Origin of the sequence: Amycolatopsis sp. GA6-003, assembly GCF_046267895.1 — a bacterium.
In the GTDB taxonomy this organism is placed as follows: Bacteria; Actinomycetota; Actinomycetes; order Mycobacteriales; family Pseudonocardiaceae; genus Amycolatopsis.
Window position 1 is genome coordinate 1,793,942 of sequence record NZ_CP176499.1, and the last position, 16,683, is coordinate 1,810,624.

The 16,683-nt window shown below is 71.4% G+C and carries 11 protein-coding genes; 4 read left to right on the forward strand and 7 right to left on the reverse strand.

Annotated features, from left to right (window positions below):
* Window positions 1-6: 6 nt before the first annotated feature.
* Window positions 7-2,022, reverse strand: coding sequence for a glycosyltransferase (locus F9C12_RS07580; protein WP_409465323.1), 2,016 nt, complete (start codon window positions 2,020-2,022; stop codon window positions 7-9).
* Window positions 2,019-2,639 carry a DUF998 domain-containing protein gene (locus F9C12_RS07585; protein WP_409465324.1) on the reverse strand — a complete coding sequence of 207 codons (621 nt, stop codon included), beginning with the start codon at window positions 2,637-2,639 and terminating at the stop codon, window positions 2,019-2,021. The genes F9C12_RS07580 and F9C12_RS07585 overlap by 4 nt, the downstream gene beginning before the upstream one ends.
* A 408-nt stretch (window positions 2,640-3,047) precedes the next feature.
* Here F9C12_RS07585 and F9C12_RS07590 point away from each other — a divergent pair, with 408 nt between their 5' ends.
* Window positions 3,048-3,647: an OmpA family protein gene (locus F9C12_RS07590; RefSeq protein WP_409465325.1), complete on the forward strand. Its 600-nt coding sequence runs from the start codon at window positions 3,048-3,050 to the stop codon at window positions 3,645-3,647.
* Window positions 3,644-4,816 carry a polysaccharide pyruvyl transferase family protein gene (locus F9C12_RS07595; RefSeq protein ID WP_409465326.1) on the forward strand — a complete coding sequence of 391 codons (1,173 nt, stop codon included), beginning with the start codon at window positions 3,644-3,646 and terminating at the stop codon, window positions 4,814-4,816. Before F9C12_RS07590 ends, F9C12_RS07595 begins: the two co-directional genes overlap by 4 nt.
* On the opposite strand, the gene F9C12_RS07600 is transcribed toward F9C12_RS07595, so the two are convergent.
* Both F9C12_RS07600 and F9C12_RS07605 read right to left on the reverse strand, forming a co-directional pair.
* A complete protein-coding gene (locus F9C12_RS07600; RefSeq protein WP_409465327.1) occupies window positions 4,809-6,125 on the reverse strand; it encodes an MFS transporter in 1,317 nt (438 codons plus the stop codon). The genes F9C12_RS07595 and F9C12_RS07600 overlap by 8 nt on opposite strands.
* Before the next feature lie 145 nt (window positions 6,126-6,270).
* Window positions 6,271-7,011 carry an IclR family transcriptional regulator gene (locus tag F9C12_RS07605; protein ID WP_409181280.1) on the reverse strand — a complete coding sequence of 247 codons (741 nt, stop codon included), beginning with the start codon at window positions 7,009-7,011 and terminating at the stop codon, window positions 6,271-6,273.
* A gap of 127 nt (window positions 7,012-7,138) precedes the next feature.
* Here F9C12_RS07605 and F9C12_RS07610 point away from each other — a divergent pair, with 127 nt between their 5' ends.
* The gene (locus tag F9C12_RS07610) at window positions 7,139-8,320 is read left to right on the forward strand and encodes an acyl-CoA dehydrogenase family protein (protein ID WP_409181281.1); all 1,182 of its coding nucleotides are present in this window, start codon (window positions 7,139-7,141) and stop codon (window positions 8,318-8,320) included.
* On the forward strand, window positions 8,320-9,504 hold the full coding sequence (locus F9C12_RS07615; RefSeq protein ID WP_409465328.1) for a CaiB/BaiF CoA transferase family protein: 1,185 nt from the start codon (window positions 8,320-8,322) through the stop codon (window positions 9,502-9,504). The genes F9C12_RS07610 and F9C12_RS07615 overlap by 1 nt, the downstream gene beginning before the upstream one ends.
* A 53-nt stretch (window positions 9,505-9,557) precedes the next feature.
* Here F9C12_RS07615 and F9C12_RS07620 read toward each other — a convergent pair whose 3' ends face one another.
* The 3 genes from F9C12_RS07620 to F9C12_RS07630 form a co-directional block, all read right to left on the reverse strand.
* The gene (locus F9C12_RS07620; protein ID WP_409465329.1) at window positions 9,558-13,442 is read right to left on the reverse strand and encodes a Pls/PosA family non-ribosomal peptide synthetase; all 3,885 of its coding nucleotides are present in this window, start codon (window positions 13,440-13,442) and stop codon (window positions 9,558-9,560) included.
* A gap of 271 nt (window positions 13,443-13,713) precedes the next feature.
* Window positions 13,714-15,147, reverse strand: a complete 1,434-nt coding sequence (locus tag F9C12_RS07625; protein WP_409465330.1) for an LCP family protein — start codon at window positions 15,145-15,147, stop codon at window positions 13,714-13,716.
* Between the two features lie 122 nt (window positions 15,148-15,269).
* Window positions 15,270-16,607, reverse strand: coding sequence for an MFS transporter (locus F9C12_RS07630; RefSeq protein ID WP_409465331.1), 1,338 nt, complete (start codon window positions 16,605-16,607; stop codon window positions 15,270-15,272).
* Window positions 16,608-16,683 lie beyond the last annotated feature (76 nt).

Here is a 16,683-nt window from a genome sequence, read left to right on the forward strand (position 1 = left end):
GAAATCTCAGGCGGCCGCGGGCACCGCCGCGACCCGGCCCATCGCCTCGGCGTAACAGGCCTCGAACGCGTCCAAAGTGGACTCCAGCGCGTGCCCGGCGATCAGCTTGCCGCTCGCCGCCCCCATCCGCGCCCTCGTCGCCGGATCCGCGGCGACCGCGTGCAGCCGCTCGGCCAGCTGCCCGACGTTGCCCGGCTCGAACAGCCAGCCGTTGTACCCCGGACGGCACAGGTGCGGCAGCGCCATCGCGTCCGCCACCACCACCGGCTTGCCCGCCGCCATCGCCTCCATCGTCGCGAGGCTCTGCAATTCGGCGACGCCCGGCATGCAGAAGAGGTCCGCCGCCGCGTAGGCGTCCAGCAAGTCCTCTTCGGACACGAACCCGCGGAACCGGACCCGGTCCGCGATTCCGAGTTCGCCGGCCAGCTTTTCCCAGTCCGCCCGGCACGAACCGTCGCCGATGATCTCCGCGCGCAGCCGGGGTACGAGCGCGACCGCGCGCAGCAGTTCGTCGACGCGCTTCTCTTCGTCCAGCCGCCCGACGAACAAGACCGTCGGATCGCCGGAGGATCGAGGCACCGTGCGCGACCGGTAGCGAGCGATGTCGATTCCGCACGACACTGGGATCGCACGCTTCGGGAAACCGTTGTCGTGCAACAGTTCCACCGCCCTAGGCGTCGGCGCGGTGACCACGCGGGCCGTCGAGAAGACGCGCGTCAGGTCGCGCCAGGCCCACCGCGAAGCCGCGCCGCGAAGCCACGTCGGCACTCGCACGTGGCCGAACAGGTTCTCCGGCATGAAATGGTTCGTCGCCACGCCTGGGACGCCCATCGCCGCGGCGTGCTTCAGCACGTACCGGCCGACCACGAAATGCGCCTGGACGTGCACCAGGTCGGGCTGCAGCTCCTCCAGCAGCGCAGCGACGTCCTTGCTCACCTCCCAGGGCAGGCCGATCCGGAAGGTCCGGTGGAACGGGGTGCGGTGCGACCGGACGCGGTGCACCACGACGTCGCCGTCTCTTTCGGTGCGCGCCGGGCCCTCCGGGTCGACGCTGAGCACGTGGACCTCGTGGCCCCGGCCGGCGAGCCCGGTGGCGAGCCGGTGCGCGAACTGCGCCGCGCCGTTGACGTCCGGCGGATAGGTTTCGGCGGCGACCACGATGCGCAAAGCCCGGTCGTCGTTCACAGGGTGCTCCGATCTGGTGGAGTGGACGGAAGAAGAGCTGCCGCGGCTCAGCACCGCGACGCCGCCGACCGCCAGCACCGCCGCGGTCAGCGCGACCGCGGTCGCCGCGGCGTCGAGGCGGGTGGCTTCCCCCAGCACCCCGGCGCCGAGGCCCACCGCGACCAGCGGATCCACGACAGTCAGGCAAGCGACGGCGAGATGCGGCGGGCCGCACCGGTAAGACAACTGCACGAGCCAGCCGCCGACCAGCAGCGCGGTCACCATCGCGGCGACGGACACCGCGGTGCCGAAGTCGACGGTTCCCTCGCGGATTTCGAGGGAAACGGCTCGCATCAATACCGAGACGAAGCCGTAGGCAGCGCCGCCGGCCGCGCCGAAACAAAGTCCGCGGATCGACGGACGCGAAGCGAGCGCGCCGATCAGCGTCAGCAGCGCCACGGCCCCCAGCACCAGCAAGGCCGCCCGCAATTGCGCGTCGGCCCCGACTTCGGTGCTCGTGGTGCTGCCCGCGGCGACGGTCACGAACGTGCCGACGCCGAGCATGGTGACCGCGACGGCGGGCAGCTCCCGCCGCCTCCGGTCGAGAATCGCGGTGATCGCCACGGCGATGACCCCGACCGGCTGCACGACGGTCAGCGGAGCCATCCCCAGTGCCACCGCGTGCACGCCCGCCCCGGCACCGAGCAGCCCAAGGCCGCCGAGCCAGCGCGGCGCGCGGATCAGTTCGCGCAGCCGCGGCCGGCCGGACAGGCCGGTGACGACGCCGTGCTGCAAAAGTGCGCCGGTGGCAAAGAAAACCGCGCCGAGCACGGCTAGCGCGATGGCGAGAATCGTCATGAGGCCACCTCGGCTCGCGCCATCGCGGCGACGGCGAAAAGCTGTGCGTAGAGCAGGGCGTACAGCACGCGCTCGAACAATCCCAGGAACTCGGGCACGGACTGCTCCAGCAATGGCGCGTGGGCCAGCAAAAAGGCGAGCGAAGCGGCGCCGGAGGCCAGCGAAAGCCAGCGCACCGCCTTCGCTTCCGGTTGGCGGCGTGCCAGCAACCATCCTGCCAGCGGCAGGCACACGAACATCGCCGCGCCCGCGTATCGGTGCACCGCACCGGAAAACGACGTCTCCGCGCCGGTCGGATCGGTCGGGAAGAACGTCGCGAGGACCAATCCGGCCGCCCACAACGCGATCAGCACCGATTCCGGGCTTCGGCTCGGCAAGCCCTGTTTGAGCAGCGCGTGCCGGACCGCGAGCGACGCTCCGGCCAGCCCGAGCGAGGCCGCCGCCAGCAGCACCGCTCCGCCGGGAGGGAAGACGTAATCGCTGATGACGTCGCGAACCGGGTCGATCGTGCCCGCCGCGACCAGATGCAGCAGAAGGATCGGCACCAGCGAAAAAGCCAGCGCACCGGCGGCGATCGCGGGCGCCGCCGCCCTGGCTTTCCGCGTTATGAGGGTCACATCGCTCAGCATGCTGGCGGCCGCAACTGCCCGGCATCGGGGAACACCCTGAGATGCACCCCGGGAATCCGCGGCCGCTCGCGGGGCTTCTCAAGCCCGAATGGTCCGGACGCGCGCCTCCGGGCGGCCGTCGGCGAGGTCGGACAAATCGCCCCGACGCGCCGCTGAATAGGACATTATACACCAGTGAGGCGCGCGTCGATCTTACTGTCCTTTGTGGACTTGACGGGTCCCTCACCCGGGTGGATGTCAGCGCGGGCGAACCGGGCCGCGAGCCGCCGCCCCCGCCCTGCTGACGGCGCGAAACCGCGCCGTCGCTCGGCGCGTTCGCCGGGGTGCGCCCCGGTTGCCGCCGCCCCGGCCCCGTGTTCAGATCCCGGCGAACCCAGCCGAAGGAGCGCAATTCCCATGCAGAGGGCACTCGTCAAGGCGGTCGTCGGGGCCGCAGCCGTCGTCGCGCTGGTCAGCGCGTGCGGGTCGGGCGGATCGAACGACTCGTCCGGATCCGGAGCGTCCGGGCAGAACACCGCCCAGTCCAGCGCGGCCGCGCAGCCCAGCGGAGCCAACCAGTCCGGCGACGCCGGGCAGAACGGCGCGTCCGGGCAGAACGGCGCATCGGGCCAGAACGGCGCGTCCGGGGAAAACGGAGCCCCCGGGCAGGGCGGCCCGGCCGCGCAGGCGGTCACCGCCGCGATCCAGCAGGCGTCGCAGGCCTCGCCGATCAAGTTCGAGCCGGAGAAGGCGGAACTGACCGGCCCGGCCAAGGAAGGCCTCGCCGCGATCGCGAAAGCCATGCAGGGCAACGACGTCAAGCTGAAGGTCGTGACCCACGCCGGCTACCCGGACGCGGAGAAGGCGAAGAAGCTTTCCGAGGAGCGCGCGCAGGCGATCTCGAGCGCGCTCGAGGCCGACGGCGTGGCCAAGGACCGCATCCAGAGCGAGCCGAGCGGCAACGAAAAGGCGCAGGGCGACCAGGCGTTGGACACGCAGCTCAGCGTCGCTTCGTGACCCGTTCCCCGTCTCCCCGCCGGCATTACCTGGTCGGGCCGAGCGGCTATCCGAACTTCGGCGACGAACTGATCGCCGCGGCCTGGATCCGCCGCTTGGCCCGCACCGAACCGGACTCCGAAGTCTGGCTCGATACGCATTCGCCCGGGCCCGCGCAGCATTTGCTCGGCGATCTGCACCCGCGTTTGCGCTGCACCGACACCTTGTGGCGGCTGTGCGGCGAAGCACCGTCGGACGATCCGTGGGAAGTCGCGTCCTGGGTGCGAGCCGCGGTGCACGACCCCGGCCGGGCGCCGCGCTGGGACGCGGGCATCGAATTGCTCGGGCACCTCGACGTCGTGCATCTGCTCGGCGGCGGCTATGTCAACGCGTTATGGCCCCGGCACCTGGGACTGGTCGCCGGGGCGGCCGCGGCCGCGCAGCGTTCCGGAGCCCGTTCGGCGATGACCGGACAGGGTTTCGTCCCGTTCCCGGCGGGCGCGGCCGTGCTGTTGCGCGCGCTCGCTGAGCGGTTCGACGTCGTTGACGTCCGCGACGATCCGTCCGCCGAACTCCTGCACGGTGTCGCGGGCGTCGAACGGTCTTGCGACGATGTTTTCCTCGACCCGCATCCGCCGACCACGCCCACGTCGCGGGAGTTCGTCCTGTGCGTGCAATCGGACATCGGCGCCGAGCGGCCGTCCGCGCTCGCCGCGCAGGTGCTCGATCTGGTGCGCGAGTGGCGGCTTCCGCCGGGCGAACTCGCTGTGGTGGAAGGGATTCCTCGCGTCGACCGCGAGGTTTTCGCTTTGCTGGAACCCGAATTGCCCGGGGCGGAGTTCCACCCGTTCCGCGACGTCTGGCGCCGCGGCCTTCCGCTCGCGCCCGGACAGACGTGGATCTCCAGCCGGTTCCACCTGCACCTGGTCGCCGCCGCGGCGGGTGCGACCGGGGTGGCGATCGACGTTTCTCCGGAGTACTACACCACGAAACACCGGAGCCTCCTCGAACTCGGTTCAGGATGGACACTCGTTGCCGCCGGCGCCGAGAAGCCGCCGGAACGCCCTGCCGGCAACGGTTTTCCCGCGCACGTCCTGCACCACTGCGCGAACTTGAAGCGCTCGGTCGCCGAAGCCGTGTACGGGCCGGAATTGCCCAAGACCCGCACCCGGTGGCCGCGGCTCAGTTGAGCGCGTTGCGGCTCTGATCGGCCAACGCGCCGAGCCCGATGCACAGCGCACCCGCGAGGAACAGCAGCGAAACTCCCCAGGTCGCGTGCGTCGCGGACGCTTCCACGATCGCGAGCGCGGCCAGCGGCGCGAGCCCGCCGGACACCGCTCCCCCGACCTCGCGGCCGGTGCCGAGGCCGGTCGAACGGACTTCGGCCGGGAATTGCTTGGCCAGGAACGCTCCCTGCGCCGACAGCATCGCCGGGACCACGATGCCGGTCGCGAAGACCAGGCCGAGCCAGATGTACCAGTTGACCCCGGTGTCGAGCAGCCAGAAGAACGGGAACGCCAGCAACCCGGTCGCCACCGCGCCGGCGACCACGACCTTCTTCGCGCCGATCCGGTCGCTGATCCACCCGGCGATCGGCACCGTCACGATCGCCGTCCCGCTCGCGATGCTGATCCCCAGCGCGCCGACATTCGCCGGCACGCCGCGGAAATTCGTCAGATAGGCCAGCGAAAACGTCTTGAACACATAGCTGACGCCGTTGTAGCCGATGGTGATCACCATGACCACCGCGAGCGCGCGCCAGTCGCTGCGGAACAGCTTCACCAGCGGCCGGTTCGCCCAGCCGCGCGGCCGGTTTTTCTTGCTGCGCACCAGGTTCTCGAACTCCGGGGTCTCCGGGACCCGGCGGCGCACCCACAGTCCGACGCCGACGAGCAGGAAGCTGGCCAGGAACGGGATCCGCCAGCCGAAGCCGTGCAGGAACTCCTTGTCCAAAGTGGTCAGTCCGGCGACGGCGAGCGAGGAGACGAGCAGCCCGACATTCACGCCCAGCGCGGGCCACGAACCCTGCCGGCCGCGTTTGCGCGGATCGGCGTGCTCGTAGGCGACCGCGATCGCGCCGCCGAATTCCGCCCCGGCGCCGAGTCCTTGCAGCAGCCGCAGCACCACGAGCAGCACCGGCGCGAGAAGCCCGGCGCTCGCGTAGCCGGGCAGCAAGCCGATCCCGGCCGAGGACACGCCCATCAGCACGAACGTCCAGGACAGCACCTTTTTGCGGCCGATCCGGTCGCCGAGCGCGCCGAACACGATGCCGCCGACCGGACGGGCCAGGAAGCCGACCGCGAACGTCGCGACCGAGGCCATGGTCGCCGCGGCGTCGTTGCCGGGCGGGAAGAACACGTGGCCGAAGACCAGCGCGGCCATCGAGGCGTAGAGGTAGAAGTCGAACCACTCGAGCGCGGAGCCGACGATCACCGCCACCCCGACTCCGCGCGGGGCTTTCCGGGTCGTTCCGACGCCGTCGTCCACAACACTGGGCATGGTCCTGCTCTCCGGAACTGGGGCACGGGCGAGCGGAAGCCAGCCTGCGCGCGCCGTTGCGTGCGTATTTGGGAACGCTTGATGCGTATATCCGGATGCTAAGAGACCGCGAACACACCGGTCAAGGGGCTTCGGGAATTCGGGCTCAGCCCTGGCGCGCGGCTTCCCAGCGCTTCACGACCGCCGCCGTGACGCCGGCCAGCGCGTCGCCGATCTCCGGCAGCCGTCCGGAAATCCGCGGGGTCGGGCCCGCCACCGCGATCGCCGCGACGACTTCTCCGTCGACCAGGATCGGCCGGGCCGCCGCGCTCACGTCGGGCAGCGTTTCGCCGCGGTTGAGCGCGACTCCCTTCGCCCGCACGGTGTCGAGTTCGTCCATCGCGGCCCGCACGCGCTCGTCGTCCGGGAGCACCGACTTCAGGTACGCCTCGCGCCGGCGAGCCGACCAGTACGCGAGGAAGATCTTGCCCGCGCTCGGCGGATACAGCGGCCGCCGGGTGCGCAGCGGCGCGGAGTAGCGGATCGGCTGCTCGGACTCGACCGCGTCCACGTAGATCAGCGAATCCCCGACCGCGGCGCCGAGCATCACGGTTTCCCCGAACCGGCGCCGCAGCTCCTCCAGCGCGGGCCGGGCCGCGGTCGCGATGCCGGGCAGGCCGCCGGTGAGCAGGTTCCCCAGTGCCGGACCGAGCCGGTAGGCGCCGTCCGCCTCGATCAGGTATCCGGTCGACACCAGCCCCTTGACCAGGCCGAACACCGAGGATTTCGGCGCGTCGAGGGCCACCGCCAGCTCATGCAGCCGCATTCCGGGCTGCCGCGCGACGCACTCCAGGATGCTGGTGACGCGGCCGACCGTCCGGTGCGCCTTGGCCGTCGACTCGGTCATGCCAGCCTCCCCTGCGTTCGTATCTGCGAACCCTATCGCGCCGACCGCCCGGAACGGCGCTTGACCCGAACCGCGCGCCGCCTTACGTTGGACGTATATCCGAACTTAGCGTTCTCATATACGCACGATGGAGAGCAGCACTGTGGACTTCCAGCTGAGCCAAGACCAGGAGGACATCCGGCGCGCCGTGCGCGAGCTGGCCGCCCGGTTCCCCGACGAGTACTGGGCCGAACGCGACGAACGGGCCGAGTTCCCGCGCGAGTTCTACGACGCGTTCGCCTCGGCGGGCTGGCTCGGCATGGCGATCCCGGAGCAGTACGGCGGCGGCGGGCTCGGCATCCTCGAAGCCGCGCTGCTGCTGGAAGAAGTGGCCGCGTCCGGGGCCGGGATGAACGGGTGCAGCACGATGCACCTGACCATCTTCGGGCTGAACACGATCGTCAAGCACGGCAGCGAGGAAATGCGCCGGGAGATCCTGCCCGGTGCGGTCGACGGTTCGCTGCACGTCTGCTTCGGCGTGACCGAACCGGACGCGGGCACCGACACCACGCGGATCTCCACCTTCGCCCGCCGCGACGGCGATTCCTACGTCGTGCACGGCCGGAAGGTCTGGATCACCAAGGCAGGCCAGTCGCAGAAAATGGTGCTGATCGCCCGCACCACCCCCCGCGACGAGGTGGAGAAGCCGACCGACGGCATGTCGCTGTTCGTCGTGGACATCGAATCCGACGCGGTGCAGCTGCGCGCGATCCCCAAGCTCGGCCGCAACGCGGTGTCGTCCTACGAGGTGCTGATCGACGGGCTGCGGGTGCCGGAATCGGCACGCGTCGGCGAGGAGGGCAAGGGCTTCCGGTACCTGCTCGACGGGCTCAACCCGGAACGCATCCTGCTCGCGCACGAGGCGCTCGGCATCGGCCGGGCCGCGCTGCGAAGGGCCGTGCGCTACGCCGGGGAACGGCAGGTGTTCGGCCGGCCGATCGGGCAGAACCAGGGTCTGGCGTTCCCGCTCGCCGAGGCCGCGACCCGGCTCGACGCGGCGGAGCTGATGGCCCGCAACGCCGCCTGGCGTTACGACCGCGGGATGTCCTGCGGCAAGGAGGCGAACATGGCGAAATGGCTGTGCGCGGACGCCGGGTTCCAGGCCGCCGACCAGGCGATCCAGACCCACGGCGGGATGGGCTACGCACGGGAGTACCACGTGGAGCGGTACTTCCGGGAGGCGCGGCTGCTGCGGCTCGCGCCGATCAGCCAGGAAATGGTGCTGAACTACGTGTCCCAGCACGTGCTCGGGCTGCCGAGGTCGTACTGATGGGCGCGCTCGACGGGCTGCGGGTGCTGGACCTTTCGCGGGTGCTGGCCGGGCCGTACTGCACGCAGATGCTGGCCGACCACGGGGCCGAGGTGGTCAAGGTCGAATCGCCTTCGGGAGACGAGACGCGGGGCTGGGGCCCGCCGTTCCTGTCCGAGGGGACGAGTGCGTACTACGCGAATCTCAACCGGGGCAAGAAGAACATCGTGCTGGACCTGTCCGGTCCGGACGGTCGCGAACTGCTCGGCACCCTGCTCGCCGGGGCGGACGTGGTGGTGGAGAACTTCAAGGCGGGCACGCTCGCGCGCTGGGGCTGGCCGGACGAGACGATCCGGGCGGAGCACCCGGCGCTGATCCACTGCCGGATCACCGGTTTCGGCACTGACGGGCCGCTCGGCGGGCTGCCCGGGTACGACGCGGTGCTGCAGGCGTACGGCGGGCTGATGAGCGTGAACGGCGAGGCCGACGGGCCGCCGCTGCGGATCGGGGTGCCGGTGGTCGACGTGGTGACCGGCGTGCTCGGGTTTTCCGGGATCCTGCTGGCGCTGCACGAACGGGAGCGGTCCGGGCTCGGGCAGCTGGTGGATTGCTCCTTGCTGGACACCGTGATCAGCCTGCTGCATCCGCATTCCGCGGCGTGGCTCGCCGACGGCGCGGTGCCGCAGCGGACTGGTTCGGCGCATCCGTCGATCGCGCCCTACGAGACTTTTTCGACGGCGGACGGGCCTTTCTTCGTCGGGGCGGGGAACAACCGGCAGTTCGCCGCGCTGGTCGACGTGCTTGGCGCGCCCGGGCTGGCTTCCGACCCTCGATTCGCTTCGAATGCCGACCGGGTCGCCAATGTCGGCGCGCTGCGCGCTGAGTTGAGCGTCCTGATCGGACAGTACAATCGGGACACTTTGGCTGAACTGCTGCTGGCCAAAGGGGTTCCGGCTTCCCCGGTGCACGACATCGCGGAGGCGATGAACGCTCCGCAGGTGCGGCATCGGGAAATGGTCGTCGAGCGGGACGGGTATCGCGGCGTCGGGGTGCCGGTGAAGCTCGGCCGGACGCCGGGCCGGGCCGCCGAGCCGCCGCGGCCGCCGGGGGCGGACACCCGGGAAGTGCTGGCGGCGGCGGGACTGAGCGACGAGGAGGTAGAGGGGGCGCTGGCGAGGGGGGCGGCGCACACGCGGCTGCCGTAGGTGGGTCGTGAGTGTTTATCCCGGTTCTAACCGGGATAAACACTCACAACCCCTCACCCCCAGGGCCGCACCGGCGTCCCCCGCCACCGGGTGCGCGCGGGCACCGTCTCCCCCGCCATCACCAGCGAGCCTGGACCCACCGTCGCCCCCTCGGAAATCCCGCTCCCCGGCAGCTGGAACGCACGCGGCCCGAGGGTCGCGCCGGCACCGAGGCGGACCGGGTCGAGGCGCATGACCCGGTCGTGGAACAGGTGCGTTTGCAGCACGCAGCCGCGGTTCACCACGGCGCCGTCGCCAAGGTGGACGAGGTCCGTTTCCGGCAGCCAGTAGCTTTCGCACCAGACGCCGCGGCCGATGCGGGCGCCGAGGGTCCGCAGCCACCAGTTCAGCACCGGCGTGCCGAGGAAGGACCCGGCGAACCACGGGACCGCGAGCGTCTCGACGAAGGTGTCGTACAGCTCGTTCCGCCACACGAACGCGCTCCACAGCGGATGCCGCCCCGGCCGGAATCGGCCGACCAGCGTCCATTTCGCCAGCGTCGTGAGCAGCGCGGCGGCGAGACCGGCCGCCACGAACACCACCGGCGCGAGAGCGGCGGCGAGCCAGAAGCCGTCGGCGAGGTCCACTCCGGTCAGTACCGCGGTCACGGCCAGCCCGAGCAGTCCCGCGACGAGCAGCGGCGCGATCCGGCAGGATTCCACCAATGCCCGCGCCAGCTTCAACCGGCGCGGCGGCGCGAACGTGCGGGCGGGGTCGGCGGCGTCGGCAGTCCGCCGCAGCTCCAACGCGGGGCGGCCGAGCCAGGACGTGCCGTCGGGCACCTCCGCCGGAGTGTCGGACAGGACGCCGACGAGCGCCCCGGCCCCGAGCGTCCGGTCCGGGCCGACGACCGCGGAGTTGCCGACGAACGCGCGTTCTCCGACCTCCGAGACGCCCAGCCGGACCCAGCCGCGGTCCACTTCGTACGGTGCGGCGAGGACGTCGTCGGCGAGGAAAGCCCCGTCTCGCACCCGCAGCAGCGACGGCAGGCTGAGCACAGTGGACAGTTCGGCGCCGCGGCCGATCCGGGCGCCCAGCAGCCGCATCCAGACCGGGGTCGCCAGCGCGGCGTAGAGCGGGAACAGCTGCCGCCGGGCGATGTCCAGCAGTTCGTGCACGAACCAGGCCGCCCAGCCCGCCCGGCTGTGCACCGGGTGGATGCCCGGCCGGATAGCCAGGCTGGCCAGCCGTACGAGCAAGACGATCGTCACCGCGTACAGGACGATTCCGGCGAAGACGAGCAACGGCGTCCACGGCAGGAGCGCCAATGCGGCACCGCGCGGATCGTCCGCCGTCGGGACCAGCAGCAGCGCGACCGCGACCAGCGGAAGCGCGGACACCAACAGGAACGCCGACCGCACCGTGCCGCCGAGCGCGAAGGCCAGCGAGTACCGCTTCGCCCGCGGTGCCGGCTCGGCCGGCCGGGAAGGGCGTTCTCCCGAAGGCCCGGCCGGGGAACCGCCCCAGACCGCGCCGTCCGGCACGCGGGTGTCGAGCGTCGAGCCGGGCAGCAGCACCGACCCGACCCCGAGGTCCGTGCCCGGCAGCAGCGTGCTGCGGCCGCCGACCCGCGCCCCGGCGCCGACCCGGACGCGGCCGATCCGCAGCAGCGGACCGTCCAGCCACCATCCGGCGAGGTCCGCCTCGGGCTCGATCGCGCATCCGTCGCCGAAGTCCGCGAGGCCGCTGACCGGCGGCGGCGAATGCAGATCGGCGGCGCGGCCGACCCGGTTGCCGAGCAGCCGGGCATACGGCGCGGCGAGCGGCGTGCCGGCGACCCCGGGCGGGCCGACGACGGCGGCGAACCGTTCGGCCGTCCAGAGTCGCAAGTGGACAATGCCGCCGCGGCGGTACTCCCCCGGCGCGAGCTTTCCGCGCAGCACTCGCACGCCGCCCGCGGCGAGCAGCATCCGGCCCGGCGGGCTCAGCAACGCCAGCCACGCGGGCACGAGAATCCACCACGACATCCGCGGCAGCCACTGCACCGGCAGCACGAGTGCGACCAGCGAACCGAGCAGCGACACCGAAAGCAGCCAGCGCATTCCGGACAGCGCCAGCAAAACCAGCTGCACCCCGGCCTGCCACCAGCCGCTGCCGCGCACCGGAGCGACGCGCGGCTCTTCCGCCGCGACGGTTTCGACCGGCGCTCCGGCGAGGCGTTCGTACAGCTCGCGCGGCGTCGGGCAGGAGTACACCTCGGACACTGCCGCGTTCGGATACCGTTCGCGCAGCACGGAAACGAGCCGCGCGGCGGTCACGCTCGAGCCGCCGAGGTCGAAGAAGTCGTCGTCCGGCCCGGCCGCGGTGCCGAGGTGTTCGCTCCACACCCGCAGCAGCCAGGCCAGTTTCGGATCGGACGGCGCCACCGGCGCGGCGGCCGGTTCCTCCAGCGGCCACGGCAGCGCGTCGCGGTCGAGCTTGCCCGACGCGCGCACCGGCAGGTCCGGCACCAACGCGAGCCTCGGCACCAAAGCCGCGGGCAACCGGTCCCGCAGGCGACTGCGCGCGGCGGCGCGGTCGAGGTCAGCGCCCTCCGGCACGACGTAACCCACCAGCACCTGCGCGCCGCTGTCCGTCCGGCGCACCACCGTTGCCGCTGCCGCGACGCCGGGCAACGCCCGCAGCGCCGCGTCGATCTCGCCCAGCTCGACGCGCCGTCCGCCGATCTTGACCTGACCGTCCGCGCGGCCGACGAACTCCAGCCCTTCCGGCACCGCGCGCACCAGGTCGCCGCTGCGGTACGCGCGGCTCCAGCCGAGGCCCGGCAGCGGCACGAACTTCTGCGCGTCCTTCGCCGCGTCGAGGTACCGCGCGAGCCCGGTGCCGCCGATCACCAGCTCGCCGCTGCGGCCCCACGGCACCGGGATGCCCGCCGGGTCCTCCGGGTCGACGACCGCGAGTTCCCAGCCGTCGAGCGGCAGCCCGATCCGCACCGGCTCGCCCGCGCGCAGCCGTTGCGCGCACGCGACGACGGTGGTTTCCGTTGGGCCGTAAGTGTTCCAGATCTCCCGTTCGCCGTCGTCGAAGCGCGTCACGACCTCCGGCGGGCAGGCTTCGCCGCCGAGGATGAGCAGCCGGACGCCGGCCAGAGCGTCCACCGGCCACAGCGCGGCGAGCGTCGGCACCGTCGACACGACCGTGACGCCGCGCTCGGCCAGCCACGGTCCGAGGTCCGCACCCGCGCGGACCAGCGAGCGCGGAGCCGGGACCAGGCACGCGCCGTGCCGCCACGCCAGCCACATCTCCTCGCACGACGCGTCGAACGCGACGCTCAGCCCGGCCAGCACGCGATCGCCCGGGCCGAGCGGCCGCGCGGTGCAGAACAACCGGGCTTCGGCGTCCACAAAGGCCGCGGCCGCGCGATGCGTGACGGCGACGCCCTTGGGTTTGCCGGTAGAGCCGGACGTGAAGATGATCCACGCGTCGTCCTGCGGCTGCGGACGGACCCGCGGCCACTGCGGTCCGCGTGGCTGCGGCACGCCCGCGTCGCTCAGCACCAGGCTGACTTGGGCTTCCGTCCACACGGTTTCGGCGCGGTCGGCCGGATCGTCGGCGTCGACCGGAACGTAGGCCGCACCGGCGGAAAGAACGGCGAGAATGCCTCGGTACAGCGCCGCGGTGCCGGACGTCATCCGGATGCCGACCCGGTCGCCCGGCTTCACCCCGGCGGCACGGAGGCGTCCGCCGAGTTCTTCGACCTGCGCGGCGAACTCGCGATACGTCGCCCGCTCGATTCCGTCGTCCAGCGCGAGCGCATTCGGGTGCTTGCGCACTGTTTCGGCGAAAATGTCGTAAAGCGTGCGCGCGGCGGGCGGCGGGCCCGCGCGGTAAACCGCCGTCGCCTCTTCGGCGAGCCTCTCGGGCGCGACCGCGCGCGCCCGATCCGCGTCCAGCGTCACGGGAAAACCTCTTTCCAGGAGAACAGGAGTCACGAAACCGGCCTGGTGCCACTCAACAATGGGCGGCGTGAGGCCGGGTTGAAGCAGCAGTGCCGTTCCCAGGCACTGAAATCGGAACAAGAACAGATATCGGGCAATCCCCCGGCCGCTGCTGTGCGGCTCGGCACGCGATTCCGGACATTAGCGGACGCAGTGCCGCCGCGGTCGCTCGGTAGAGGCAATTTAGGAATTCGTTCTCAACGGGTTCACAGGAACTTTGTACTTCTCCCGTTCACCGCACGCAGGGCACCCCGCCTCCGGACAATTCGTCGGCGGGAGACTCCGGGGCGACCGGGACCGGGTCCACCTGGTCGGCCGTTTCCCGGAAATCGGCACCGAGCACCAGCTTCAGCTCCCCCGCGGCCAGCGCGCCGTCGTAGGACACGGCGTACCCGCCGCCGAGCGCGGCCACGAGTTTCGCCGCCGACGCGGAATCCCCGCGCCCGTACCGGACCACGGTACGGTGCGTGTGCCGCGCGTTGGACGTGCGCCCGGCGCGGTATCCCCGCGACGGGAGCGTCTTCAGCACCCGGGCGGCAGCGCCCTCCCGGCCGCTCGCGTTCACCACGTCCACCGCCGGCCCGGCCGTCGCGGCGGGCGGCGGCGGGACCGTCCGGCCGAGCAGCCGGGCGGCGGCGGCGCGGATTTTCACCGGGTCGACAATATCGACGTCTTCGCCGCGCGCGTCTTTTTCGAACCTTTCGACCGGAAGCGACGCCAACGTCAGATCCCCGCCGGCGAACGATTCCGCCTGCCGCGCCAGTGCGTTGAGATCGAGCCCGGAATCGACCGCGACGTTCTCCCGCGCGACCGAAACCAGCTGCCCGAGTTTCACCGGGTCCCCGAACACCCGTCCTTCTTTCAGCTGATGCGCCACCGAAACGAGAAACGCTTGCTGCCGCCGTTCCCGGTCCAGGTCGGTGAACTCGCGCCGCGGATCGCTTCGTTGCCGTACGAAGGCGAGCGCCTGCGCCGCGGAAATCCGCTGCTGCCCGGCCGGGAAATCCGCTCCGGAGAAACCGTCGTGCGTCGCGTCGGCCAAACACACCGTGATCGGCTGCACGACCTGGGCGAGCTGGAAAAAGGCGACCAGGCTGACTTCGACGAAATGGTCCACCGCGACTCCGCCGAGGAACTGGCGCACCGTCGCGACTTCCGCCGCTCGGCCGGCGTCCCGGGCCCGCTGTTCGCGAGCCGCCTTCTCGGTAACGCCTTGCGCGGCAAGACGTTGGGACTCCGCCGCGAACGCGTGCCCGTAAGCCTCCTTGATCCGGCCCTGGCACACCCCGTCCGGACACCCCGCGAGGTCGGTGTAGTCGTCGCGCGGAATCGAAATGACCGTCGGATGTCCCCCGTCGGCCGGAACGTGCAGCAGCATCAGCACGTCGGTGTGGTATCCGGTGGCGTGCTGGTCCCCCGCGTGCAGCTGGTCGTACAGCTCGGCGGGCAGCGGTTCGCCCCGCTCGTCGAGCCGCGAATCGAGTCCCATGACGAGGATGTTCGTGTCCCCGCCCGGCCGGGCCTGCCCGTCGAGCGCGGTGGACGCCGACGTGCCGGACAGCAGCGCGCGCAGTTCGGCCCACCCGTAGGCGGCCCCGCCCAGCAGGACCGCGACCAGCGCGACCACGCCGATCCGCTCGGCCCAATGCCCGTTCGCGCGCTCCATCGCTCACCGCTCCTCCCTCCGGCGCACCCGGTCTACTCCGGGGAAGCTGTGAGAGCGATGAGAGACCACGGCCCGCCGAGGCCGACCGGGCCGCCGCGCGCCGAGAGTCACACTGTGGAGGGTCAGCGCCGCCGTTCGCGAAGGTCGCCCGGCCGGACGCCGACCAGCAGCACCACGACGGCGAGCAGGATGATGCCCGCGCTGATCTGCAGCCCCAGCGACAGGCTCCCGGTCGAGGACTCGATGAACCCGAGCAACGACGGCGAAGCGGCGGCGGCGAACGAGCCCATCGACGTCACGACCGCGATCCCGGTGGCCGCGGCCCGGTCGGTCAGGTAGATCGACGGGATGGAATAGAACACCGTCAGCCCCGAGTAGTGCGCGGCCGCCATCACGGCGAGTAGGAGGACGACGACCACGACGTCGCCGCCGGACACCGAGATCGCCAGCATCGCGAACACCGCGACGATCCAGCTCGTCGCCGCGTGCCAGCGCCGCTCGAGGGTGCGGTCGGAATGCCGGCCGACCAGCAGCATCACCACGATGCCGAGCAGCGGCGGGATCGCCGAGAAGAACCCGAGGTTCAGGACGTTGCCGACGCCGGCGTTGGCGATGATCCGCGGCGTCCAGTACGAGACGGCGTTCGCCAGCGTGTACGCGCCGCACGCGCAGAGCCCGAGAATCCAGACCTTCGGATCGCGCAGGGCGAGCAGCAGGCCGCTGTGTTTCCGCTTAGCCGGGCCCTTGTCCCGCAGGTCCGCGTCGAGGTCGGCGCGCACGGCCGCCTTCTGCTCCGGGGTCAGCCACTTCGCCTGCTCCGGGCTGTCGGTGACGAAGAGCAGCACGAGCCCGGCCAGCAGGATCGGCGGAATGCCCTCGATCAGGAACAGCCACTGCCAGTCGGCGAGCCCGCCGGCGCCGCCGAGCGAGTGCATGATCCAGCCCGACATCACCGAACCGAGCGCGCCGGACACCGGGATGCCGATGAAGAACACCGCCGTCATCCGCGTCCGCCGCGACGACGGGAACCACAGCGACAGCAGGTACAGCGCGCCCGGGAAGAACCCGGCCTCGGCGACGCCGAGCAGGAACCGCGCGGCGTAGAACATGATCTCGTTCTGCACGAACAGGGTCACCACGGTCAGCACGCCCCAGGTCGCCATGATGCGAGCGAGAGTTTTGCGCGCGCCGATCCGGGCGAGCAGAGCGTTGCTCGGGACTTCGAAGAGGATGAAGCCGACGAAGAACAGCGTGACACCGAGCCCGTACACCGCGGGGCCGAAGCCGAGGTCCCGTTTCAGGCCTTGCTGCGCGATCCCGATGTTGGTGCGGTCGATGTAGCTCACGACGTAACACAGCACCAGCAGCGGCATGACGCGCCGGGCGATCGTGCGATAGGTCGCTTTGCGGTCGACAGCGGCGACTGCCGGAGCGCCGGTGACAGCGGATGGTTCGGCCACGGCTGAGACTCCTTCGTCCGGATCGGGCGAGTGGCAGTCTCCGCATCAAGTGTTGAGTTTGTCAACACCTAGCGGG

Coding starts and splice junctions, on each gene's coding strand:
- F9C12_RS07580 (WP_409465323.1), bottom strand. CDS start 2,022: ATGACGATTCTCGCCATCGCGCTAGCCGTGCTCGGCGCGGTTTTCTTT.
- F9C12_RS07590 (WP_409465325.1), top strand. CDS start 3,048: ATGCAGAGGGCACTCGTCAAGGCGGTCGTCGGGGCCGCAGCCGTCGTC.
- F9C12_RS07600 (WP_409465327.1), bottom strand. CDS start 6,125: ATGCCCAGTGTTGTGGACGACGGCGTCGGAACGACCCGGAAAGCCCCG.
- F9C12_RS07605 (WP_409181280.1), bottom strand. CDS start 7,011: ATGACCGAGTCGACGGCCAAGGCGCACCGGACGGTCGGCCGCGTCACC.
- F9C12_RS07610 (WP_409181281.1), top strand. CDS start 7,139: ATGGAGAGCAGCACTGTGGACTTCCAGCTGAGCCAAGACCAGGAGGAC.
- F9C12_RS07615 (WP_409465328.1), top strand. CDS start 8,320: ATGGGCGCGCTCGACGGGCTGCGGGTGCTGGACCTTTCGCGGGTGCTG.
- F9C12_RS07625 (WP_409465330.1), bottom strand. CDS start 15,147: ATGGAGCGCGCGAACGGGCATTGGGCCGAGCGGATCGGCGTGGTCGCG.